We start from the raw sequence: 23,876 nt of genomic DNA on the forward strand, positions 1-23,876 counted from the left end.
ATATAACAATGACTTTACGTAATGACTGGACTCGTGATGAAATCCAAGCTTTATATGACCAACCCTTTTTAGACTTAGTATTTCAAGCACAAGGCGTTCATCGTCAGCATTTCCAAGCAAATGCGATTCAGGTCAGCACGCTACTTTCAATCAAAACAGGTAAATGCCCTGAAGACTGTAAGTATTGCTCACAATCTGCTCGTTACGACTCTAAGTTAGAAGCAGAAAAACGTATTGCCGTTGATAAAGTTATTCGTGAAGCACTTGCAGCAAAAGAATCTGGTTCATCGCGTTTCTGTATGGGTGCTGCTTGGCGTAACCCGCATGAGCGTGATATGCCTTATGTGCTAGAAATGGTACGTGAAGTGAAAGCATTGGGCCTAGAGACCTGTATGACTTTAGGTATGCTCAACCAATCTCAAGCGGAACGCTTAAAAGATGCAGGTCTAGACTATTACAACCATAACCTAGACACTTCTCGTGAATACTATTCTCATATCATCAGCACACGTACTTTTGACGACCGCTTGGATACTTTAGATCATGTGCGTCAAGCAGGCATGAAAGTATGTAGTGGCGGTATTGTTGGCTTAGGTGAAAGCCGTAATGACCGTATCGGTTTATTACATGAACTTGCAACCATGCCAGTACATCCTGAATCTGTGCCAATTAACATGCTGGTTCCAATTGAAGGTACACCTTTGGCTGATGTAGAAAAACTTGATGTGACTGAATGGATCCGTACCATTGCTGTTGCACGTATTATCATGCCACACAGCTATGTTCGCCTCTCTGCTGGTCGTGAATCATTAAGTGATTCTGACCAAGCGCTTGCCTTTATGGCGGGTGCGAACTCACTCTTCTCTGGTGATAAATTACTTACGACGCCAAATGCGGGTGAAGGCAAAGATCAGGTCTTGTTTGCCAAATTAGGTTTAACTGCGGAAAAACCGAAACCAACGGTTGCAGAGCTCTCCGTCGATGCCATGAGTGCATAAATAAAAAAGCCTTGTCAGATGACAAGGCTTTTTTATTTATGATTAAATTGATGTCACCAGAATGCCGTATTTGGCATTTAAAAACATTCCAACACGGATGATATCAACACCTGCTGCATGGGTTACTGACAATTCTTGGCTATGCACATCAAAATGAAATGAATCAAAAATGTCTTGATGTTGCATCAACCATGCAATCGTATCAGCAATACGCTCATCAACAGTATATGTTTCTGATTTAAAGTCCTTACTCATAGCACTATGTTATCTTCACCTGATCTTTCCATCATAACGGATAGATAAGCTTCGTGCAGCTTGTTAAAAAAACACTTAGTAAAGGACATTACTCACTAAGTGTATTAACTTGAAATATGTTTTGAATTGCTTAAGCCGCTTGTGGACTCAGGATATTTTGGCCCGCTTTTAAGCTTGCAACTGCTTTGGCATTAAATTCTAAAGTCAGCACATGGTTATCTAAATGAACATGATAAGACTGAATCAATGACTGCTGACCCTCATCTGTTTCAAGCACATATTCATCTGCAATATTTAAAATACCTTCTAAATTGGTTGTACTAGAGGCACGATCATGACTGAATAAATCATAAATCGTCTGCAGATTAAAGCTTGTTTGCTGTTCCGTAGCATGGCTTTTTAAATAACTTTCTAGGAATAAAACAAACTTGTGTGCGAAGAAATAGTAGTTTGGTTTGTGGGTATAAAGCATGTTCATTGAAAGCTCCTTTACGGTGTTTTTTTCATCTAATCATGACTAAAAAACTAAGGATTTAACCTTAAAAGATTCTTAAAAGAACTTTGAGCTTTTTGTTAATAAACTTAATAATCACGCTAAAAACTTGATTATTCATCTAAATTATTTTTTTATTTTTGCAATACAGATCACAAAAAAATGTGAATTCCTTTATTTTTTGATCAAAAAATATTCAAATAGGCCTTTTTTATGAAAGGAAAAACAATCAGTCTTAAGCAATATTAAACAAACAGGCTAAAAAATCTGTTTTTACCAGAAATAAAAATACTTTATATCAATAACTTATTTATGATCGGAATTTTAGATCGAAATACACCATAAAAATGTGATGCAGTTTGCATTTATAAAACCTAGTGATATATATTTCGCACATTACTTGTTCAGCGCAAAAATCCAACTGAGAAGTAATTTTAATTCAAACTTTTAGCCGATGTGTTCGAGAAATTATTATGAAAAAACTTGCTTTGATCGCTGCTCTTTCAGTTGTAGGTATTGCTAACGCTCAAGCTGCTGACGGAACGATTACAATTAATGGTCTAGTAACAGACAAAACTTGTGACATCGTGACTCCAGCTGGTAAAGACTTTACAGTAACACTTCCAACTGTTTCTAAACAAACTCTTGCTAACGCAGGTGATGTTGCTGGTCGTACTCCATTCCAAATCAACTTGGGTAACTGTTCAGAAGGTAAAGTTGCAACTTACTTCGAACCAGGTGCGACTGTTGATTTCAATACTGGCCGTTTACTTAACCAAAACGCTGGTGGCGCTAAAAACGTTGATGTTCAATTATTAGGTAACAACAACCAAGTAATCCCAGTTCTTGCTGCTGGTAGCAACGGTGCTCAAGCTAACTCGCAATGGGTTGACGTTGTAGAAGGCGGTACTGCTGACCTTAACTACTATGCTGAATACTATGCAACTGGCGCGTCTACTGCTGGTGAAGTAAACACTTCAGTTCAGTACACTATTATTTATCAATAATCTATTGATAAACTTTGCGAATTTCTAGATTTCTAGGAATTCGCAGTTGTACACTTCACGCAATCATAGAGAAAATTTAAATGGCACTGAACGGTTACAATTTTTTGCTTGGTTTAACGATGTCGTCGGCTTTGATCGCAAGTCATACACATGCGGAAATTATTTTGCATGGAACTCGCGTTATTTATCCATCTGACGCTCGTGAAGTGACTTTGCAAGTCAGTAACAATGGTTCTAAGCCATCGCTTGTTCAAGCATGGATTGATGAAGGTGATGCTAAAAGTACACCGGATCAGTCTAAAGTTCCGTTTATGATTACCCCTCCTATTTCGCGTGTAGACCCAACGAAGAGCCAATCGCTTCGTATTACTGCATTACCCAATGCGGCTCAGTTAAATCAAAAACAAGAAACTGTTTTTTGGTTGAATGTTTTGGATATTCCACCAAGACCAACCGCAAACAGTAAAGATGCTATTCCTGATAATTTTTTACAGCTCGCAATTCGTTCACGCATTAAGTTTTTCTATCGTCCAGCCAGCATCAAAGCTGATGCCAATCTCGCTGGTGAAAAATTACAATGGGCGAAAAGCGGACAAACTTTAATCGTAAAAAATCCAACACCATTTCACGTCACCATGACTGCGGTGTACCAACAAAATGCAGGAAAGCCAGTTGACCTACTGCCTAAAGGTCTAATGCTCTCACCTTTTTCAGAGGACAAAATCCAATTGAAAACTGGGAGTACTGAAAAATTGAGCTATGTAAGCATCAATGATTACGGTGGTCGTATCGAACACCAGATCAAGCTTTAATAACAAACAAATTTATTTCCAATCAATAAATGATTTTGTACCTATCATTGAATAGGCGAACCGATTATGTCAAAGAAAAATGCAACAGCTAAATTCTTGAAGCGTCGTATCTGTTATTACCTTACTTCTGGGGTAGTCACAATCACGATGCCTATGGCTGTTTATGCAGTAGAACAGACAGCAGAAAAAGCTGCACCAATGGAAGCAGAATTTGACTCTGTTTTTTTAATCGGTGACGCCCAAAAAGTAGATATTTCTCGTTTTAAATATGGGAACCCCGTTTTACCTGGGGAATATAACGTTGATGTTTATATCAATGGTAACTGGTTCGGCAAAAGAAGAATGATGTTTCGTTCGGCAGAACAAAACCAAAATGCCTTTACCTGTTTCACTTCAAGCTCATTGCTTGAATACGGCGTAAAACAAGAAGTTCTGGTTAACCGTACAGAATCTGCTGCGCCGAATGGTTGTTACAAAATCGAAGAATGGATCGAAAATGCATTTTATGATTTCGATACCTCACGCCTGCGTGTCGATATTTCGATTCCACAAATTGCATTACAAAAAAATGCGCAAGGCTATGTTGATCCAAGTATTTGGGATCGTGGAGTTAATGCTGGATTTTTATCTTATAGCGGTAGTGCCTACAAAACCTTTAATCGCTTAAATGACAATAAAGAAACCACCAATGCCTTTATGGCGATTACTGCTGGTGCAAACATTGCTGGCTGGCAATTACGCCACAACGGTCAGTGGCAATGGCAAGATGGTGCTCAAAGTGAGCTAGATCAAAATAACAAAAAGAAATCAAACTATGAGTCTACCAGTACCTATTTACAGCGTGCTTTTCCTCAATATCGTGGCGTTTTAACCTTAGGCGATAGCTTTACCAATGGTGAGTTATTTGACTCATTCGGTTACCGCGGTTTAGATTTTTCTAGCGATGATCGCATGTTGCCAAATAGTATGCTCGGCTATGCACCCCGTATTCGTGGTAATGCAAAAACCAATGCGAAAGTAGAAGTTCGCCAACAAGGTCAATTGATTTACCAAACTACGGTTGCACCGGGTAGCTTTGAAATTAATGATCTCTACCCTACAGGGTTTGGTGGTGAGCTTGAAGTTTCGATTATTGAATCGAATGGTGAAATTCAGAAGCTTGCCGTTCCTTATGCATCTGTCGTGCAAATGCTACGTCCTGGATTAAGCCGTTACTCAGTCACTGCAGGTGAATTCCGCGACCGTGATATTGATTTAACACCTTGGGTCACGCAGGGTAAATACCAACGTGGTATTAACAACTATTTGACGGGCTATACTGGCTTTCAATTGGCTGAAGACTACAGTGCCCTATTATTAGGTGCTGCCGTTGCAACGCCTATTGGTGCGGTATCTTTTGACGTTACCCAATCAAATACTGACTTTGATAAGCAAGGTTCGCAATCTGGACAAAGTTTCCGTCTAAGTTATAGCAAACTTATTTCACCAACCAATACCAACTTAACTTTGGCAGCATATCGTTATTCGACAGAAAACTATTATAAGTTACGTGATGCCCTACTTATTCGTGATCTTGAAGATAAAGGTGTGAATACTTTTGCTGTGGGCAAACAGCGTAGTGAATTCCAAATTACCTTGAACCAAGGTTTACCTGAGGGTTGGGGTAATATTTATATGGTCGGTTCATGGAACGATTACTGGAACCGTAATGAGACCAGTCGCCAATACCAAGTAGGTTATAGCAATAACTACCATGGCTTAACCTATGGCCTTTCTGCGACCAATCGTCAAATCGAATATGGTTCAAATAATCAAACCCGTGATACTGAATATTTGATGACTCTTTCGTTCCCAATGAATTTCAGAAAGAGCTCTGTCAATGTCAACGCAAACGTATCTGAAAACAACCGCACAGTGGGTATGAGCGGTATGGTCGGTGATCGCTTTAACTACGGCGCTTCTGTATCTCATCAAGACAGACAGAATCCGAGCTTTAACGTTAACAGCCGCTATCGTACCAACTTTGCGACAGTAGGTGGTTCTTATAGTATCGCTGATTCATATCAACAAGCAATGGTTAGTATGAGCGGTAGTATTGTTGCACATGATAAAGGCATCCTGTTTGGCCCAGAACAAGGTCAAACCATGGTATTGGTCTATGCCCCAGATGCGGCAGGCGCCAAAGTTAATAATACGACCGGTCTGAGTGTAAATAAATCTGGTTATGCTGTGATTCCTTATGTAACACCATACCGTCTAAATGACATCACACTTGACCCACAAGAAATGTCGACCAATGTTGAATTAGAAGAAACCAGCCAACGTATTGCGCCTTTTGCTGGCGCGATTGCTAAAGTTGATTTCTCAACTAAGAAAGGCTATGCCATCTACATCAACACCAAAACAGCAACGGGTGAAAGCTTACCGTTCGCTGCACAAGTCTTTAACACCAAAGATGAGTCTGTTGGTATTGTTGCACAAGGCAGCATGGTGTATTTACGTACGCAAGAGCCAAAAGGTGATTTGTATGTAAAATGGGGTGAAGAAGCCAATGAACAGTGCCACTTCAGTTATGATGTTACAGCACAAATTTCTAGCGACCAACAAAGCATAATCATGACTGAGGCAGTATGCAAATGAAAAAATTACTCTTAAACAGTGTTTTGCTTACCGCAGGTCTCGGTATCTATACTGAAGCAAATGCTGCTTGTACTCCAGAAATAGACAGGGGTAAAGAATTTAAAACAGTCGATATCTCAATGGCTGTGGGTCGTGTCGTTGTGAGACCAACGGATGAGGTTGGTAAAATTTTGCGTAAAGCTACTTTCCCTATTACTCCTAATGGTTCAACCTATTGGTGTGATAGAAACGGAGGAACTTTAGAAGCAAATCTTTCTCAAAGTTATGCTCTGAGTCCTTTAGGGAATAACATCTATTCTACTAATATTGAAGGTATTGGGATTCGCCTTTATCGTGAAGCTGAGAATGCGACAAATTTCTCTGGATATTATCCATATCGAGCATCAACACAAAGAAATACGAGATATACACTTGCAAATGGTTATTTTGTTGTTGAAATTATTAAAACAGCAAACCAAACTGGATCTGGTGCTCTAGTCCCTGGTCGATATAGTGCCTACCATGCTAGCGGATACGGAGTTACGCCTTGGTTAACAAGTACGGTGTATGGCAATGCCATTACCATTGCCTCTTCCTCTTGTGAACTACAGGGCAATATTAATAAAGTGGTTCAACTTCCTACTGTGATGAAAACAGGCTTTAGTGGTGTTGGTTCAACCCAAGGTGAGCAAGCCTTCGACTTAAATATCTTATGTAATGGTGGGAAAAACCCAACGGGATATGAAGAAAAGAACCAAATCAGTTTAGATTTTGATTTTCCACAAGACGGTACCAACAACCAAGTAATGTCCAATACAGCACCAAACTCAACCAAAGCCAATGGTGTTGGTGTACAACTTCTTTGGAAATATCAAAATAAAAATCAAGTGATCCGCAAAGGTGACAAGTTGGATGTTGGTACAGTCAACTCAAACCAAACTGTACAATACAATATCCCGCTGTCTGCCCGTTATTATCAAACAGCAACCAATGTTACTGCGGGTACTGTCCGTGCGATGGCAACCGTAACCATTCAATACGATTAAACTTTTTATAAGACCTCTTCCCAAACGAGAGGTCTTTTTTTATAAAAACCTTAAAAAATATAATTAAGTTATTAATTTAAAAATTAATAACTTCAAAACTTCTCACACTTAATTTTTGATAAAAACCGTAAATAACACACCAGAGGAACAATCAATGAAAAAACTGAGCATATTTGCACTTAGCCTAGCCCTAGTTGGCTGTGGAGAAAATCAAAATAGTTCACAAGATAATTCCAATGCTCAATCAACAGTAACAACATCCAGCAACTTTAACTTGCGTAGTTTTAGCCAAGCACAAACATGCCAATATAACTTCGATGCAACACAGCAAGATTATGATGCTTGGAACCTACAAAACCCAGGATACACTTCAGCCACTCAATTTCCTGAAATCAATGGTCAAAAATTTGGATTTACAGTGAAATCAACTCCTATTGAAGAAGAAGCCCACACCAGCTACACCGCAACCAGTAAAGCTGCATTAGAACCAACAAACAATAATGGTGATTTTCCTCTACCTACGACAGGTATTATTGCATTTGAAATGCAGGTAAAAATTCCAACTCCACCTCCTACAGGCGATTCCTCATATACATCTTCATTCTGGATTAGAGGCATGACTGATAATGGATATGCAATTCACTCAGATTTTGGCTTTCAGTCTGGAACTCATGATCCAGACTTTGGAGAAAATCCAGCTGCATTATTCTATTCATTAAGATATCAACTTAGTGATGGTACTGGACCTACGACAGTTGGTCATTACAAGAATACAAAAGTGACCAGTAATACAGATAATTATCAACGTTTAGGTATCTATATCAACCAGCTAACAAAACAGGTTGGATTTATCTTCAATGGTGCTGATCAAGGCTATCAATCTACCCTACCTGCAGCACTTGAAAATCTTAGTTTTAACATTAATAGCGGAGTTTCTATATATTCCAATCATTTAGATGGGCAAGAGCTATCATCTGAGCTGATCACTGACCGCAACGCTCTACAATTCAGCTACCCTCAAGGTACAACAGACATCTGTGGCAATGTGATTTAACCCAGTTAGAGTCAAAAAGCCTAATCGACGATTAGGCTTTTTTGTCTTACAAAAACAGTAATAACATAATTTCTCAAGAGTAATGATATACCTAAGTTCCATATTTGAATTTTAAAAATATGTTACAGCGACCATATAATGTACACCAGACAGGTCAGGTTTTTAAATTCGCATTAAAACAAAAATATGTGACACAATTAACAAACTCAAATAAACATATTAATTATCAATTTAAAAGCAAAATTTTAAATACATCACACTTTAAATAACTATTTAATCAATATTTAATTTTAATATTGCCTTAATAATAATACTTATGTTAATTAATACTTAATACATCATATAAAAGGCAATAAACATGTATAACAATATCTATAAATCTGCCCTACTTTTATCATTAATGGCATTTGCTTCGGTGGGTTATTCTGCAAGCACAATCCAAATGAATGGAAGTATAGTAGAAGATACTTGCTCTCAGCAGCATAACACTAGTGATTGTCAGCAGTTGAATCAAATCAGAGATAAGATTGATTCTCAATCAATTTCTCTCAGTGACTTAAGCACTCATACACAAAAAAATACAACCACCGACATTAGCTTCGAACAGCTACCAGATAAAAAGAATGCTGTTATTATCGCAAGTTACTACTAGTTACTACTAGTTACTAAAATATACATCAATATGTGAACTAATTAACATTTAAATTATTAGTTCACATTGTTCCAATCATAAAAACACTTAACAAATACTCGGCTTTATTTAGATTTTATTAAAAAATTAATTCAAAAAAACTACCCACTGTTTATTTTCAATAAAATATTCTTAATAAAAAAACTTAAAAAACAATTTAATTAAAACAGAATATGGAATTATTTTATTTATTCCATTGCATACATATTGACCACCCACAATATTTTCTATAATTTCATAAACGATGAAAATAAAAACACTTTAAAATAATAAGGACAAAAAATGGATCACTTAAAATCAGATTCGCCCAGCAATACGCCATGTGTTGATTGTACAAAAGACCCGATTGAATCTTTGAAAGCCATGTTTGTGGACATGGTACAAGCTGGGAGAATTCGCAAAGGTCAATGCCCTGCCATGCGACCAGTATTTCTTAAACCACACGGGGTAGCTGCTGCTGAATTCATTATCCGTGATGATTTACCCGAGAAGTTCCGTGTCGGATTATTTTCAAATTTAGGCAAAAGTTACCCGACCTGGGTTCGCTTCTCATCTGACACCACACCAACAAATACGGACTTCAAATCTACCCTTGGTATCGGGATCAAACTATTTGATGTTGAGGGAAAAAAAATACTCGGTAACCCTGATGCGAGTACCTTTGATTTCTTGATGCAGAATTTTGATGCTTTTTTTGTCGACACTGCAAAAGATATGTGTGAATTTACCAAAGCTGGTGTGGTCGATGGTGATTATGATCCTTATCTAAAAGCTCATCCAAAAACCTCAGAATTACTGGATGCAATGGCAAAACCCGTAGCCAGTGTTTTAGCTTCCGCTTACTGGAGTGGTTTACCCTTTCAATTTGGTCCAAATGAGTATGTAAAATATAAACTAGAACCTGTTTTTTATCTTGACCCACCGAACCATTCGCCTAATGACCCTTCTTATTTAGCCAACGACTTAATCTCGAGATTAAAAGTCTCTGAAGCACGATTCCGCTTCATGATCCAACTCAGAACAGATCCTGAACGTATGCCATTAGACGAAGCAACTGTCGTCTGGCCAGAAGATTTAAGCCCACCTATTCACGTTGCCGACATCATCATACCCATTCAAGATATTTCAGCTCGCGGGCAAGCCGAATATGGTGAAAACTTAGCAATGAATATTTGGCGTGTCACTGCTGAACATGCTCCTGTCGGTTCTATCGCAGATGCTAGACGTGTTGTTTACTCAGCTTCGGCTGAGTTACGCCGTAATGTAAATGGTGTACCTCTAGGTGAACCTGATACTCCTCGTCCTGTTATTTCCCCAGCAGCGTGTATCGATACCAAGATTGTTCGTGCAGCAATCCATCCTGCAATTGGGGTCGCTCGCGTAGGTGACAGTGAAAATGAGTTTTTTATTGGACCAGAGCTTGTTGATGCTCCAACAGACCCAACCCAGCAGCCCAATAGCTATCGAGATAAGACTGGTGCAATCAAAAGGCAAGCAGCTCGATTCCGTATCTATGGCTACAATGCTGCTGGCGACGTAGTCCGTGAGCTGAATCCAGACAATGCAGATATTGTCTGGACTGTCCATGTTGCCAACCGTAAAGCTGAATGGTATCAATTTCAGTATGCACTGGACATACCAGAAGCCGTCAATGCTCCTGATAATGCGTTCACGCTACGTAATCCCAAAGTCAAACCAGCCAATCGACATAAATTAGCCATTGATCCAGGCCCACGTAGTATTTTTGGTCGTAATGTTTCGGGTGGTGCTGAACATCGTTTTGATACTGGAACTTTCCAAGCAGCAGCGGAACAGGCTGTGACTGTGCCTTTAGGTGAAATTCAAACAGATGAAAATGGACATTTATTATTTTTAGGTGGGCATGGTAAATCAGCATCTCCAACTCATGCACCTGTTTATGATCCAGACCATCCGCCAAGCTTTAATAATGCTGATGATTGGTATGATGACACATCCGATGGCCCAGTCACTGCAACAGTTTCCATAAATGGAATCGAGATACCCGTTGAATCTGCGTGGGTTGTTGTTGCTCCACCCAACTACGCACCAGATGTTGTGAGCTGGCGAACCATGTACGACCTTATGTGCGATGTCTACGTCAATGCAGGTTGGATGGTGATGCCTGAAAAGCCATCCTTTACTAAGGACATTTGGCCACTCCTGAAACGTCTAGGCGGTTTACAGTGGGTAAATAAAGGTTTTGCAGCCTACTTTGGCAAAGGCTGTCCAATGGATTTTAATAACCCTGCACTGCTGGCTAAACTTTCATTCCAATCAAAGAATAAAAATTTGGCTGATCCATATAGTGAATTACGCCGTGCCATCTTGCATAGTTTCAGACCATCCAAACCTAGCGTAGCTGAGCCAGTACAATGGCCACATATTTGGCCTTGGATTTATGGTGATGCGTTTGGAAGCTTTCCAGAAAATGGGCCCGGCAATATGCTCACTATGACGGGTTTACAAGAAGGTCTACTCCGAAACTGGGTGGACGGAAATTTTATCGATGACTGGTCTAATGAAGAAATTAAACCTCCTTCATCTTTAGATCAAGTTCCATTACAAGATCAACCTCATACATTAGATCAGGCAGCCTTGCATTATTGTCTGGCAGATACCTTTCATCCCGGTTGTGAAATGACATGGCCGATGCGTCATGCCAGTATGTATAGTTCACCATTCAGAATCAGATTACGTGCAGCTACAAATCCCGAACCAGACTATGGCTCAACAATGACCCCCATCAAAGTTCAGCAAGTTGATGGCCCCTTATATGCTCAAGTCGCAGGCAGTATTACCCGCTGGATGGCAGTCCCATGGCAAGGAGATACTGCATTCTGCCGCTCTGGATACGATCCAGATTTCGATCCCTATCTTCCAACATTTTGGGCAGCCCGTGTTCCAAACCACGTTCTCACGGAACAAGACTATCAAAAAGTTATAAATCCCGACCTATCGAGAGAAGAACGTATCGCCGCCTTTAATCAACGCCACAGTTGGCTACGCGCAATCCAAAATGCAGATACTGCCGAAGTGATGAAGCGTATGATTGCTCAATTTAATGAACTTGGTATTGTTGAAGTCCGTGCAGGTGTAAAGGACGATCCAGATATTCCTGAATATATCTATGTTGAAACACTGATTGCTGGTCAATTAAAAACGGCTGCCGAACATGCAACCAACTTGTTAGAAAGTAAGGTTGAACCACTTACTGACTTAGAAAAAGCAGGCTGGGCAAGTCATGAACAGTTATTGGCATTCCGCTCTGTCCGTGTACAAAAACGCTAAATGAATAACTTAAAGGTAGATGTTTGTATCGCAGGTCATGGGCCTGCTGGACTTATAGCGGCAAGACAACTTGCTTTGGCTGGGTTATCGGTGTGCACCATTGATAACCCAAGCCATAAGGTACATAAATTTGGTGAAACACTCCCCGGATCAGCAATTCGTTTATTAACCAAACTCGGCCTTCAATCAATCATTAAGCATTTACAAACAGAGCAGCATGCCAATGGCTACTATTCACCTCGTGTCGGTGGAAATATGTCTTTTTGGGGAAGCGAGTCCCCCATCATTTCTGATGCCTTACATGATCCCTATGGGTTTGGACTTCGGATTGATCGGCAGAAATTCGATATGCTTTTAGCGCAGCATGCTCATGTTGAGGGAATAGTAAAATTTAGTGCAAACATTTTGGATTTAAAAAAAGATCGTAATATTTGGAACATTCAATTGGAATGTGGCAAATCCATTGCAACAAAATGGATTGTTGATGCAACAGGCCGCAGCGCAAAAATCATCCGTCTACTCGGTATTCAGCGCCATCGTGGTGTACCATTGGTTGCGCTGTATCGAACATTTAAACCAGAGAAAAGTATTTCACTCAGTAAAACCATCATTTCATCACATAAAAATGGATGGTTATATGCAGGGAAAATTTCAGAACAAAAATGGGTTCTTGGCTATCACACAATCCCCAAAACCGCAGCAGCACTTCACAACTATCCTATACACTGGGATGAAATAATTAAAACCAATGCGATCATACCTGAGCTTTTTGGTAAATTAGAATTTGGAAAAAATATCTGTTGTCATGATGTACGTAGTGTTTGGTTAAAGCAGGGTTTAGGGGAAGGCTGGATTGCTTGCGGTGATGCTTTATTGGCATTTGATCCTATCGCAGGGCAAGGTTTGTTTAATGCAATTTATACCGCAATGAAAGCAGCAGAAACGATTGTACAATATGATCAAAATAAGGATGCTCATCAACATTATTTAGCTGAAACTCATAATATTATTAGAATCTATGAAAATCGAAGATATTCATTATATAAGCAAGAACAAAGATGGTTGAACAGTCCATTTTGGAAAGCACATCAAATGACCACTGGCTAAGCTAGACCAAATGATGAACACAAGTATAAAAATCAATTAGATCAGCGTATTTCTTCTACTCACGATCTTTTAAGTTGCTAAACTGATTTATGTTATGGAGCAAATATATGTTAGGTCTGATGCCTTTAGTACGCTTCGGTTTATTTTTCACAATCACTCCTCTACTGATCAGTATAAGTGGTTGCGCTTATCAGCATCAAAAATCAAGCATTGTGGCTAATACACATAAAATCCCCTATCCAACCATTGATACGGAATTAGGTGAAAAGTTACAACCGAACGAGAGTATTTTGGCTGCACAAATTTCTGAGGAAATTGGACAAAATATCCGTAAACAGTACGCAGCAGGCCATGTGCTACGTGATGCACATCCTAAAGCACATGGCTGTGTTCGGGCAGAATTCCATGTCTCAAAATCGTTACCATCAAACCTAGCGAAAGGCATTTTTATTGCTGATAAAACATATTCAGCATGGATTCGTTTCTCCAATGCTTCAGGAGATGCCACCCAAGCCGACAATAAAAAAGATGCGCGCGGCATGGCAATCAAAATTCTAGGCGTTACTGGAAAAAAGATTATGGAGAATGATAATCAAGCAATGACTCAAGATTTTATTATGATTAATCATCCTGTATTTTTTGTAAATCAACCTGATCGCTATTTATCCATTATACGGAATATAAATAGTGAAAGTACGCTCAAAAAATTGCAGATTCCTTTTGTCCTAGGTTTGCAGGGCACTATGAATGCGCTTAAAGCGAGAAACTCAATCATTTCCAATCCAATACAAGCCCGATACTGGTCAATGGTGCCCTATCAATTAGGATTAGGCGCTGACCGTCAGGCAGTTAAATATTCAGCAAGGCCTTGTTCTCAAAATATAACACTAGTGCCAGATCACCCTAATCATGACTTCTTAAGAGAAGCGCTTCGAAATAGCTTACAAAAAGGTGATGCATGTATGGAATTTCTGATCCAACCGAGAACATCAAATAAAATGCTCGTAGAAGATTCGATGACTGAATGGAAAGAAGCTCAAGCTCCATTTTATCAAGTTGCAACGATCCATATACCACAACAAAATTTTGATACGCCTGCTCAGAATGAATTTTGTGAGAATCTTTCATTTACCCCGTGGCATTCACTGCCTGAGCATAGACCCTTAGGCGCTATAAATAGATTGCGTAAAGTGATTTACGAGAATATTAGTGCAATCCGACATGAAATGAATTCTACTCAAAGAAAAGAACCACTATAAACATTTTTGTAGATATTCAATTGAATGGGCCATTCTTGATCTTATATTAAGTTTGATAGCAACTTGACTTCGTCATAAGAATCGAGGAACAGATTAGAATTTATAATAGTATTTAATTAAGCTAGTGCAATAAATAAACATAAAAAAGCCCATCTATCGATGGGCTTTTTCACTGCTCTAACTAATTAGATTACAGTGATAAGTGTTGCTTGTGGTCCTTTTTTACCTTGTCCAGGAACATAAGAAACACGTTGGCCTTCATTCAAAACCTTGAAGCCATTGCTTTGAATTTCGCTGAAATGAGCAAATAAATCTTCGCCAGAATCAGCTTGAATAAAACCAAAACCTTTAGTTTCGTTGAACCACTTAACAGTACCAGTAGCTTTATCAGACATACTTTTAAACCTTTTAAACTTTGTTTATTTATGGATCAAAACCTTAAATTTTGATCCAATCTATCTTTACTAAAAAAGATACTACCATTGTGTGAATTATCTATGTCAAACGATAAAGCTGGTTAACATCAGTGTAGAAACTTTTTCCATCTAAATTAAAATCAATCTCTTGACCAGACTCTAGAAGTACTCTCTTTCCAACTTCAACCCATTTAAAACCTAACAACGTATTCTGTTGACGTTTAAGTGGGATAATTTGCACACAAATTTCATTGCCATTACTGGCTTTGGCCATACGCCATTCATTAATAATTTTTAACACAAAATCACTCATTTCTGAGCTCATGTGATTGATTCGATTTACTATAACGCTAGACAGATGAGAAGAAGATAACTGCATTTCTAGAATATAATAATTTTTAGCTTTATTTAGGATTATGTAAGCTAATTCAATTGCTATTTGTTCTTTCCAGAATAGCAACTATAAATACATCACAGAGCAAAATTAATTAAGTCGGTTGGTAGCGGGAGCTGGATTTGAACCAACGACCTTCGGGTTATGAGCCCGACGAGCTACCAGACTGCTCCATCCCGCACCGACGAGTTAGCTTTATAGGCGCTTTAACTTAATTATGCAAGTTTAATATTGATTAATAGCAACAAGAGCTCAATTTACAGTCGATTTATCAATATTTTTGAGTTTAACGGCACTTTTACTTCAATTTGAGTTGTATCAGTTTTTCACTAAAGTTAGATAAAAATAAGAAGAAAGTGAAAAAAGTAATATGTAGTATTGCCTATTCAAAGTATAGCTACATAAATTCCCCCTCATTTTTAGAGGTTTAGCCCTTTTCATTTAGAGCGAATAAATTAGTATCAACTATTCAAAAATATTTACTTGAGTCTGTCCATCTATAGAAAATATACACTTCCCTTTGAATTCTTGTGCATTACCCAACTCATTTTCGGCACAGAACTCTAGGTAAATATACACATCTCCACTTTTTTGATTTATATAGTAATTACCACGTAAATTATCATTAAAACTAACCGTCTTTTTCTTTGTTACATTCGAAAGTACGAGTTTTTTGCACTTTTCAATCAGTTTTTCCTTATTTAAATTAATTTCGGACTTCCGAATATAAGCAGAGCTTTTACTCAAATCTCTCACATTTTTTCGATTATCATTCTCAATTATATAAGAATCAAATTCTGTAATAATATTAGAGTCTTTGCTCTTATAATCTTCAAAACTTTCACACCCTAATAAACCTAACATGATGGTGAAAGCTAAGATATTCTTCACTTTAATAATCTATAAAATCAAAAAATATAATATAGCAAAAATAATGGAGTATGACAAAATTGAAAAGTATCTATAATTGTATAAATTATTGTAGGGACGATTTCTTATACTTTTAAGTTAGATTCTTAAATTGGATAAAATTCACTTAAGTATCGAATATAACTATATTTTATAAAAAAATAATTTTTCTTACAACTATAAGTGACTTTAAATTTTAATTAGCTTCAAGCTTACTTTGTAATATAAAAAATACAATATATCTAATAAAAATATTTCAACCCGTCACCCTGCCGAAGATATTTAAGCTTATAGAATAGATTTCATTTCACTCTTTATTATTCATCTTTTTCTTGTAAAAATAATTCATAGTAAATTTGTCGGGAATATAAATAGTCATTTTCTTATCATCCTCTAATCATAGCTAACTGACTTAGGCTAAAAGCAGGTTTAGATCATCAAATTATTTAAAAAGTCTTGTTCACTAATTTCGATGTACATTGAATTGATTTAGCAAAACTATAAATAATATTCAACATCTTCCAAACTTAGATAGATCTTGTTTCCACTCTTAATTGTTAATTTTACTGATTACATAGCGCTTACATAAATTTAGCCAATAAAAAAGCACTTACAATTAATGCATGTAAGTGCTTGATATATATGGTGGGCCCACCGTGACTTGAACACGGGACCAACGGATTATGAGTTCAGATAAAACCTTATTTATATTAATAAATATCAACAACTTACTTTCATAGAAACCAAGAAATACATGACTGGCAAATGACCGTAGGTAATTTATTTACAACTCAAAGAAATATAAAGAATTTTCAATATTTTGATAGAAATCTGATCAAAAAAAGCTTAGCCGCAAAAGTAATAAATGCATAAGAAATAATGTTTTATCATTTTGCATATACAGTAATTACCTAAGATTTACCGTAGCTAGACCTGAAGACCGTAGCGATAAACCATAGATAACAATGCATTTTTTATAGACCGTAACTGACCATAACTACTTTTACAGCGATGTAGTAAAATGATTAGACCGTAGACTGATATTTCATCACTTGTCTACGGTCTAACTTCTTATCAAGCCGCCATAGTTGGCGTTAACTCTGATATGTCACTAAGTAACTGACCAGATCGAGCCCTCTAGTTCAATACGCTGTGGTTTGTTGGGTTCAATATAGGGAAGCCCGTTATATTGATAGCCTCCCCAACCTAATCCTACAAAAGATACGATCTTTTTTCATAAGGTTTCTTATCGTTTTTGATCGTAACATGGCGGTATTTTTTTACAAAATTTACGGCTTGATTAGATTTAAGAACGATCTTATTCTTCTGGTCTAACTCAAAATACTTATGACTTTTGATGCCTAGAGCAAACTTGGTTGACTCATCTTTATCGAGCTTTCCTAACCCTTGATTAATCAACTTTTCCAATGCTTTTACATTATATATCTTAGATGCTTGATCATTTACGAAAATGTACTTAGCAAGCTAATCCATAAGTATTTTAATGATTGGATGATTTTGATATTCATGCCCAACTTTTTTACAGACTTGTAGCTATCCGTCCGTAAAATCTCAAGAATATCATGCATATTACTAACGTAAATTGATGCTTCAACCATATGATAATACAGATCAAATTCAATCTCATAATCCTCTTTTATATAAGGAATTACCTGTGGATTTTGTAAAATCTGCTCTCCATGCAAAGTAACTTTGTGAACTTGTCTTGTATCCTTGAGAAATTGTTTAGCAACTTCTGATATGCAGCTTAAAAAATTCTTATTCTGAAGTAAAAAACTTCAAATCTACATTCAGTGCACTAGCTTGATTAAACCAAGTATCAAGTAGTTGATAGGCTTGAATTGTTTCTGAGACAGCTTCTAGGGGCATTTTCAATTGGCTTGTAAAATGTTGTCGTGAGAACGCATTACCGACAACTACCCATATTTCTTTACTTACTAAAGGATCAATTTTTCTCGTATTAATTGTATCTAGCACTTCATCAAGATTATGATTTATATCATAAGTTTTATTGAACAATCTTATACGATTTAGCTTATTTTGATACTTATTTCCATTTAATCTCGGCCAGTCTTCTTTAAGAGTAGTAATATTTCCATATTTTAAAGGCCTATAGTCACGTAAAAAATGTATATTTTTTAATGCCTGGCCTCCAACTTGGCAAAGAGCTCCTGCTGAAGATTGGGGTTTTGATGCACTACCGCCACATTTTACATGAACAAAAACAACTTTATCCTTAGAGGAAAGAATAAAGTCTGCTGGCTCGGTTCCCATGTCGGTACAAAGTACTAAATCTATATTTGGAATATACTGATAAAACTCACCTAAATCATCAAGGCTTACATTTTTATTTTTAATATTTGAAACTTTATCGATTAAATAAAAAACTGAATTCTCACTAAAATTATCATTTAGAATATTATCTTCATCCTTTTCAGATAAATTTGGTTGCTTCAAACAATCCAACGAAATAATATTTCTGACTATATTTTGATTAAACCTACCTGTTTCAGTTGGAAGTTTTTGTTTATAAAAATTGCCTTCCAAATAAACTGTACTATCACTATATAAAAGCTTAACACTCTCATTGTTTAAGATTTCAGATATTTCAACTTTACTTCCATTATTAAAAAAAATTAAGTCTTTATCATAATCTATAATTAAATCAAGGTTTTCATCAAATGAAAATTTAATAAACTTCCCGACCATCTCATCACTACTTGAACCATCAGAAAATTCAAAAAAAGAAACCCCATCACTATACGATTTATATATATAACTATTATCAATAGATTCCTTCACACCTTTATATTCAACCCCTAAATCAACATATTTCTCATCAGTAAAATCAAAAACACAAGCTACAGGGTTTTCCACTGGAGTATAATTAATTGACTGAGAGAATGAATTAATAAAATTACTTTCATTTTCCCCATTAGATTGCAAGCAACTATTTATACTATCAATCCAGTTTATAAACTCTTCATATGAAATTCCCAATTTCTTTTGATCAGATATTCTCCCTGATGCCACACCTAGATAATATGTAGAAATAGGTTTACCATTATCTCCAACATTTGAAACTACAGTAGTAGTTATTGCATAACCAGAATTTGACTGTTCATGATTAATTAGTTCTAAATTTTTTCCTTTTATAGATATACTCTCTGGGCGACTTAGATTATTTTGAAGTGCCCTTGTGTTGGCTCGCTTAGTTACAATTTTTTCGGTTCCCGAAATAACTGTAAATAACTTTTCTACACCAATTGTACTCAAAATTTTAAGATCTTTTCTATTGCTATATTTATGACTGCGACTATCAAAAATAGCTATCATATCCTGTAATTCTCTGATAATAAATATTTCCAAAGTTGGTTCAAAAAAAAGACTATCTTTTAGATATTTAGAGTTATTAAAAAAAATAGCCACAATAACTCCAAGCTCTTTATACGATTTAGCTAAAGCACCTTCTCTATTAAATTCCGACTCCAACTTATTAAGACAAACATTGATATCAAATTCATTTTCTTTATTATAAAAACATACAGAAGCTACTGGAATTTCTAATGATTCTTTAGGATTAAAATTATTAAAATCGAATTTTCTTCTAAAATTTGATTCAAAATAGCTTTTCTCAGGAAATTCTTTTAAATAATTTTCAATAAATTTTTTTGTATCAAGAGTTCTTAAAAATTTTTCTACTGATTTTTCATTTGATAAATATTCATCAAATTCAATGTAACTCTTCCATAATTTTTTATTATTATCCCCAGATATATCTAGAATTGTAGATTTATAGGTTTCATATTTTCTAACTATTCTTCCTGTAGTTTGTACTAATTCCTTTCCACTTCCTACTGAATAAGTAAGTACTAAAATTTTAGCTTCTGGTATATCAATACCTTCATCTAGTTTCTTCTGATGAAGAAAAACTTCATATTTTAAGTCTAGTAATTTTTTTGGTACAAAATTTATTTTATTCTTTTTCTTATTATCATATTGATCATGAATTGCTATTGTTTTAAAATGAGAACTAAAATCATCATAATACCTTTCAATTTCCGAAAAATTTTTACATTTAACAATACAAATTGAATTGGGCTGTTTTTTAATTATTTTTTTAATTTCATGTATTAGCTTCGACTTATTAGTTATTTTAAAAACTGGATATACTATTTCATTATTTCCACTTGCAGATTTAAACGTATATATATAGCTATAATTAGCATCTATATCAAAACTATATAAATCATTTCTATAAGGTGTCGCTGTTATGATAATTTTTTTCTTATTTAGCTTCCTTATTACCTCACTCCATTTTGGCGATGGTTCGACATGGCCCTCATCAATTAATATAAGACTAAAATTATTTTTTATATTTATTAACTCATCCTCACTTAAACTATTTATTTTTTGAAAAGTTGTACAATAAATACCATCTTGCGAGATATCATTAATTTTATTAAAAATATTTTTTTTCAAATAATTTTTATAATTAGGCTCTTGAGGTAATAGTTTTTCAAAAAAACTCCCACTTAACTCCTCATATAATTGATCACAGACAGCCCTTCTATGTGTCACAACAAGAATTTTATCATCTTTAGAATAATGGCTTACAGTGCATATAACACCGCTCTTACCAGCACCCGTAGGTAAACTAATTAAACAAGATTTAGTGCTATCTGAATTTAAATAGTTTCCAATCACCTTAACACTGTTAATCTGACAATCTCTTAATTTATCTATTAATTCAGTACTAATTTTTTCAATCATATTCTTACAAGTAGTTTTTCTAAACTGCTAACTTTAATATTTTTTTCTTTAAAGTTAAATACCTTATCGAATATATTCATAAAGAATAATTTATAACTAAAAAAGTAAGTTACTCTAATGAATTCTGATTTTTTCACTTTCGACTAGCTCTCTAGCTAATTCTTCCCTAATTTAGACCATTGAATAGTGAAATTTGCTTTTTGCTTGTAGGTATTTCTAATTTATTCCCAAATATTTTCAAAGAAATAGATGGTTTTGCCTTGCTCATCAGTAATTAACATAGCACTTTGGTACCTTCTTTCACTAATTCGTTACTGGATGGATGCAACATAATCATGTCGTTAGTTCTGGCTGCCTTATAAAGTTAGTAGATGAATTAAAGGCATAGCTAAACATAGGACTTAATGATAAAGTAAACGAAGGCATTCTTACAAAGAAACTTCTCTTAGAATTCCTATCCCAAACAGTAAATCTAAGCAATCTCATAATTCACCTGCACACAATTATTAGACCGTAGACTGATATTTCATCACTTGTCTACGGTCTTACTTCTTATCAAGCTGCCACAGTTTGCGTTAACTCGGATATGTCACTAAGTAATTGACCAGATTGAGCATCTATCCTCTCACCCTCTAGTTCAATACATTGTGGTTTGTTCGGTTCAATATATGAAAGCCCGTTATATTGATAGCCTCCCCAACCTAATCCCACAAAAGTTACGACTTTGTCTTTATATGATTTATGATCATTTTTGATCGTAACATGGCAGTATCTTTTAACAAAATTTACGGCTTGGTTAGATTTAAGAACGATCTTATTTCTTTGGTCTAACTCAAAATATTTATGGCTTTTGATGCCTAGAGCAAACTTGGTTGACTCATCTTTATCAAGCTTTCTTAACCCTTGATTAATCAACTTCTCCAATGCTTTTACATCATATGTCTTAGATGCTTGATCATTTATGAATATGTGCTTAGCAATCTGATCCATAAGTATTTTAATGATTGGATGATTTTGATATTCATGCCCAACTTTTTTTACAGTCTTGTAGCTATCCCTCCGTAATATCTCAAGAATATCATGCATATTACTAACGTAAATTGATACTTCAGCCATATGATAATACAGATCAAATTCAATCTCAGAGTCCTCTTTTAAATAAGGAATTGCCTGTGGATTTTGCAAAATCTGCTTTCCATGCAAAGTAACTCTGTGAACTTGTCTAGTATCCTTGAGAAATTGTTTACCAACTTTTGGTGTCTTCTCTTCCTTTAGTTTTTGCAGTTCATTCGTAATGTCAGCGTAAGCTCTCTTCAATTCGCCATCAATTTCCGCTCGACATACTTCCCTAGTAATATGTGCATCTTGATTCGCACAAGCCAATCTATATTCTAAATATTTAATATTAGAATATAAGTTCTGCGTATCTATTGCGAATGCCTTAGCTGCGACAACTGCATTATTGATATTAATTTCATCACGAATACACCCTAGACCTTCTATACTCTTCGAGTCTTTGAGCATCTTATTGATAGCCTCTACAAGTTTTTCGGCTTTGACTGATTTCTTTTGTCTAATATGCTCAGCAAATTCTTTACCACTTTCTAAAATCTCTAGATTAGTAGCAAGATCTGTATCCATCAGCCATACACGTTGCTCATGATAAGCTGCCAGATCATCGATTGGGGAGTGATCGACTTCTTGATCTAGATGAATATAGATTGGCGGATTTGCATAACGCGTTCTGCCTATAAATTGAGTAATTTCATCTGTATGAGTATTACCCCCCAATATATGGATACTATCAATCTCATTATCACTATTCAAAAAATTTACTGCTTCATCCCAAACAGATGTTGTCAAAATTACGTTGTACTCAGTCGATAATCGAGCTGTGTTAATCATCTCAACTATGGCTTCATTCCCCTGCTTTGCTCGATTTACAACAAGTGTAGGGATACCTTGCTTTTCCAAGAAAAAACGATATTCCTCTGCTTTCTTTTTATCATTAATCCTAATAAAGATGATCCGTTTAGAGCCCTCAGATTTTATCTGTTTAACTCGATTAATGATAAACTTAAGGCAGTTTAGAGGATGCTCATGTACATATTGTTGCAAAATAATATGTCGTTGAATTGGATTTTCTTGAGTGAACTGATAAATATGATCTATCGAAATTGATAACTTATCAAAAATCTCCATAGTAAGTGTTGCGCTCACCAACAACACCTTGCTTACATGCTTATTTTTTATAAATGTTAAGATTTCATTTAATGCCTTTCCTCTATAAGCGCCTGCACAATAAAGCTGATGCACTTCGTCTACCACAAAAATTGAATCTGGTCGGATATATTGCTTAATTTTAGCTAACTGATCATATGTTGCCACTATATGGTTTGTTGACAATTCCTCTTCTGTAAATTTCATTGTTCCGTGACAGAAAATAATCCCCTGATCTACATACATTTTTTCCAGTTGCTTTACCTGAGATACCTTAGGACATAGCATAACGACATGCTGTTGTGGCATGAGTGTCTTAATGACAAAAGTTGATTTTCCTGTCCCAGTAGAAGCTTCGAGAAATGTTGTACCGACTTCAATTGCTTCCAAATGATCCGCAATCATTTGGCCTTCAGTTAAGTTAAATTCCATCTTATTTACTAAATTTGGCATGAGTTCTCCTAAGGGTATGGTTTTTCATACCCAATAAAAT

At 36.0% G+C, this 23,876-nt stretch carries 17 protein-coding genes and 1 tRNA gene; 10 read left to right on the forward strand and 8 right to left on the reverse strand.

Translation table 11 applies throughout. The annotated features are described in order from the left end of the window. The first annotated feature begins 8 nt into the window (after window positions 1-8). Window positions 9-998, forward strand: a complete 990-nt coding sequence (gene bioB / locus MN869_RS07430) for a biotin synthase BioB (RefSeq protein ID WP_033133316.1) — start codon at window positions 9-11, stop codon at window positions 996-998. 42 nt (window positions 999-1,040) lie between these two features. Here the strand turns inward: bioB and MN869_RS07435 are convergent, their stop codons facing one another. Continuing rightward, window positions 1,041-1,253: a hypothetical protein gene (locus MN869_RS07435; protein ID WP_004807783.1), complete on the reverse strand. Its 213-nt coding sequence runs from the start codon at window positions 1,251-1,253 to the stop codon at window positions 1,041-1,043. 130 nt (window positions 1,254-1,383) lie between these two features. After that, window positions 1,384-1,731 (reverse strand): hypothetical protein, encoded by a 348-nt coding sequence (locus tag MN869_RS07440; protein ID WP_004807786.1) that lies wholly within the window; start codon window positions 1,729-1,731, stop codon window positions 1,384-1,386. Window positions 1,732-2,219: 488 nt separating this feature from the next. Between MN869_RS07440 and MN869_RS07445 the strand changes: the two genes are divergently transcribed. The 9 genes from MN869_RS07445 (at window position 2,220) to MN869_RS07485 (ending at window position 14,650) form a co-directional block, all read left to right on the forward strand. Further along, a complete protein-coding gene (locus MN869_RS07445; protein WP_004653088.1) occupies window positions 2,220-2,753 on the forward strand; it encodes a fimbrial protein in 534 nt (177 codons plus the stop codon). A gap of 80 nt (window positions 2,754-2,833) precedes the next feature. Continuing rightward, entirely contained in the window at window positions 2,834-3,565 is a 732-nt protein-coding gene (locus MN869_RS07450) for a fimbria/pilus periplasmic chaperone (RefSeq protein ID WP_004807790.1), read from the forward strand. A 63-nt stretch (window positions 3,566-3,628) separates the two neighbouring features. Beyond that, on the forward strand, window positions 3,629-6,205 hold the full coding sequence (locus MN869_RS07455; RefSeq protein WP_164467923.1) for a fimbria/pilus outer membrane usher protein: 2,577 nt from the start codon (window positions 3,629-3,631) through the stop codon (window positions 6,203-6,205). Beyond that, window positions 6,202-7,230, forward strand: a complete 1,029-nt coding sequence (locus MN869_RS07460; protein ID WP_033133361.1) for a fimbrial protein — start codon at window positions 6,202-6,204, stop codon at window positions 7,228-7,230. The genes MN869_RS07455 and MN869_RS07460 overlap by 4 nt, the downstream gene beginning before the upstream one ends. A 154-nt stretch (window positions 7,231-7,384) precedes the next feature. Further along, window positions 7,385-8,284 carry a DUF4882 family protein gene (locus MN869_RS07465; RefSeq protein WP_005316156.1) on the forward strand — a complete coding sequence of 300 codons (900 nt, stop codon included), beginning with the start codon at window positions 7,385-7,387 and terminating at the stop codon, window positions 8,282-8,284. A 358-nt stretch (window positions 8,285-8,642) separates the two neighbouring features. After that, window positions 8,643-8,936 (forward strand): hypothetical protein, encoded by a 294-nt coding sequence (locus tag MN869_RS07470; protein ID WP_005203129.1) that lies wholly within the window; start codon window positions 8,643-8,645, stop codon window positions 8,934-8,936. Between the two features lie 321 nt (window positions 8,937-9,257). Beyond that, the gene (locus tag MN869_RS07475; protein ID WP_033133318.1) at window positions 9,258-12,284 is read left to right on the forward strand and encodes a LodA/GoxA family CTQ-dependent oxidase; all 3,027 of its coding nucleotides are present in this window, start codon (window positions 9,258-9,260) and stop codon (window positions 12,282-12,284) included. Beyond that, window positions 12,285-13,391, forward strand: coding sequence for an FAD-dependent monooxygenase (locus MN869_RS07480; protein ID WP_033133319.1), 1,107 nt, complete (start codon window positions 12,285-12,287; stop codon window positions 13,389-13,391). It begins immediately after the preceding gene. 107 nt (window positions 13,392-13,498) lie between these two features. Continuing rightward, on the forward strand, window positions 13,499-14,650 hold the full coding sequence (locus MN869_RS07485) for a catalase family protein (RefSeq protein WP_033133320.1): 1,152 nt from the start codon (window positions 13,499-13,501) through the stop codon (window positions 14,648-14,650). Window positions 14,651-14,835: 185 nt separating this feature from the next. On the opposite strand, the gene MN869_RS07490 is transcribed toward MN869_RS07485, so the two are convergent. From MN869_RS07490 to MN869_RS07515, 6 genes are all read right to left on the reverse strand, one after another. Next, window positions 14,836-15,045, reverse strand: a complete 210-nt coding sequence (locus tag MN869_RS07490) for a cold-shock protein (RefSeq protein WP_004807805.1) — start codon at window positions 15,043-15,045, stop codon at window positions 14,836-14,838. 100 nt (window positions 15,046-15,145) lie between these two features. Further along, the gene (locus MN869_RS07495; RefSeq protein ID WP_004807806.1) at window positions 15,146-15,379 is read right to left on the reverse strand and encodes a hypothetical protein; all 234 of its coding nucleotides are present in this window, start codon (window positions 15,377-15,379) and stop codon (window positions 15,146-15,148) included. A 185-nt stretch (window positions 15,380-15,564) separates the two neighbouring features. Beyond that, a tRNA-Met gene (locus MN869_RS07500) sits at window positions 15,565-15,641 on the reverse strand. Window positions 15,642-15,925: 284 nt separating this feature from the next. Next, complete coding sequence (locus MN869_RS07505) at window positions 15,926-16,324, reverse strand: hypothetical protein (RefSeq protein WP_005203125.1); 399 nt, start codon at window positions 16,322-16,324, stop codon at window positions 15,926-15,928. Between the two features lie 1,824 nt (window positions 16,325-18,148). Continuing rightward, window positions 18,149-21,163, reverse strand: coding sequence for a DEAD/DEAH box helicase family protein (locus MN869_RS07510; protein ID WP_033133323.1), 3,015 nt, complete (start codon window positions 21,161-21,163; stop codon window positions 18,149-18,151). A gap of 555 nt (window positions 21,164-21,718) precedes the next feature. Then, window positions 21,719-23,836 carry a DEAD/DEAH box helicase gene (locus tag MN869_RS07515; RefSeq protein ID WP_033133324.1) on the reverse strand — a complete coding sequence of 706 codons (2,118 nt, stop codon included), beginning with the start codon at window positions 23,834-23,836 and terminating at the stop codon, window positions 21,719-21,721. Window positions 23,837-23,876 lie beyond the last annotated feature (40 nt).

The organism is Acinetobacter sp. NIPH1876 (genome assembly GCF_022808535.1).
Lineage (GTDB): Bacteria > Pseudomonadota > Gammaproteobacteria > Pseudomonadales > Moraxellaceae > Acinetobacter > Acinetobacter higginsii.

Excerpts from the sequence above, each read along its gene's own strand:
- MN869_RS07505 (WP_005203125.1), bottom strand. The coding sequence starts at position 16,324 with ATGTTAGGTTTATTAGGGTGTGAAAGTTTTGAAGATTATAAGAGCAAA.
- MN869_RS07435 (WP_004807783.1), bottom strand. The coding sequence starts at position 1,253 with ATGAGTAAGGACTTTAAATCAGAAACATATACTGTTGATGAGCGTATT.
- MN869_RS07440 (WP_004807786.1), bottom strand. The coding sequence starts at position 1,731 with ATGAACATGCTTTATACCCACAAACCAAACTACTATTTCTTCGCACAC.
- MN869_RS07490 (WP_004807805.1), bottom strand. The coding sequence starts at position 15,045 with ATGTCTGATAAAGCTACTGGTACTGTTAAGTGGTTCAACGAAACTAAA.
- MN869_RS07465 (WP_005316156.1), top strand. The coding sequence starts at position 7,385 with ATGAAAAAACTGAGCATATTTGCACTTAGCCTAGCCCTAGTTGGCTGT.
- MN869_RS07515 (WP_033133324.1), bottom strand. The coding sequence starts at position 23,836 with ATGCCAAATTTAGTAAATAAGATGGAATTTAACTTAACTGAAGGCCAA.
- MN869_RS07475 (WP_033133318.1), top strand. The coding sequence starts at position 9,258 with ATGGATCACTTAAAATCAGATTCGCCCAGCAATACGCCATGTGTTGAT.
- MN869_RS07485 (WP_033133320.1), top strand. The coding sequence starts at position 13,499 with ATGTTAGGTCTGATGCCTTTAGTACGCTTCGGTTTATTTTTCACAATC.
- bioB (WP_033133316.1), top strand. The coding sequence starts at position 9 with ATGACTTTACGTAATGACTGGACTCGTGATGAAATCCAAGCTTTATAT.
- MN869_RS07480 (WP_033133319.1), top strand. The coding sequence starts at position 12,285 with ATGAATAACTTAAAGGTAGATGTTTGTATCGCAGGTCATGGGCCTGCT.
- MN869_RS07460 (WP_033133361.1), top strand. The coding sequence starts at position 6,202 with ATGAAAAAATTACTCTTAAACAGTGTTTTGCTTACCGCAGGTCTCGGT.
- MN869_RS07445 (WP_004653088.1), top strand. The coding sequence starts at position 2,220 with ATGAAAAAACTTGCTTTGATCGCTGCTCTTTCAGTTGTAGGTATTGCT.
- MN869_RS07510 (WP_033133323.1), bottom strand. The coding sequence starts at position 21,163 with ATGATTGAAAAAATTAGTACTGAATTAATAGATAAATTAAGAGATTGT.
- MN869_RS07450 (WP_004807790.1), top strand. The coding sequence starts at position 2,834 with ATGGCACTGAACGGTTACAATTTTTTGCTTGGTTTAACGATGTCGTCG.
- MN869_RS07495 (WP_004807806.1), bottom strand. The coding sequence starts at position 15,379 with ATGAGTGATTTTGTGTTAAAAATTATTAATGAATGGCGTATGGCCAAA.
- MN869_RS07470 (WP_005203129.1), top strand. The coding sequence starts at position 8,643 with ATGTATAACAATATCTATAAATCTGCCCTACTTTTATCATTAATGGCA.